The 845-nt window shown below is 61.8% G+C and carries 1 pseudogene; it reads right to left on the reverse strand.

The window, feature by feature from the left end:
* Positions 1–845: pseudogene (locus EN914_RS36965) on the reverse strand (autotransporter); the annotation flags it as partial.

The raw sequence follows: 845 nt of genomic DNA on the forward strand, positions 1-845 counted from the left end.
GGCTGATGGCAGCCGAAAAATCATTGGCATCGAAGCTCGGGCCGGAGCCGTTCAAGCCGCCGCCGCTGATGTTGTAGCCGTCATGCTCGGTATGGGCGAACTGGCCTGAAGCAAAGACCCCGAAACTTTCCGAAACCGGCACCATTCCAGAACCGGATGCGGGCGAGAGATGCAGGTCAGCATCGAGCGCGTCGCGGTTTATGCCGTAGAGAGCCTCGATTGCCACCGCGACCGCGCCGGCGTTGGTGGCACTGGTCGGCGCCGCCGCAATGCCAAAATTGACTGGCGTGGCACGCAGGAACACGCTGCCATTCGGGCCTGTGACGATCGCATAGGTGAAAAGCGAACCCGGTGTGCCGGGCACGCCTGCGACGCTGAACGTCCCGGTGACCGGGCCGTTGGTCGAAACAATGAGCGGTATGTCGGTCGGCTCGGCAAATTGCGGCGTGCCGAGCAGGTTGACGATGATGGTATTGGCGCCGGTTGCCGAAAACGCATCGGCAATGAGCTGATCCGACTGAGATGTCTGCTGGTTGATGTCGAGGCCGATGCTGGCACCGTTGAGGGTGAGGCCGCCTAGCGTCAACACATCGCCAGCGACACCGTTCGTCATGTCGATCAGCGAATTCGTCGCGATGATCGAACCCGGCATGGTGACGTTGCCGTTGATGAACAGCGTCGAGCCACTGCCCAGGTTGAGGTGGTTGATGCCTTGCGTGCCGCCGCTGAAGCGCAGCGTGGAATTGTCGGAGGAAAAATTGTCGAAGCCGGTAAAGTTCTGGCTCTTGCCGCCGGCAGCGAGATCGGTGCCGGTGATGGTGCCGTTGGCGCCCGTGCCGCTGAAC

The organism is Mesorhizobium sp. M7A.F.Ca.CA.001.08.2.1, from assembly GCF_003998455.1.
GTDB classification, from domain to species: Bacteria; Pseudomonadota; Alphaproteobacteria; order Rhizobiales; family Rhizobiaceae; genus Mesorhizobium; species Mesorhizobium ciceri.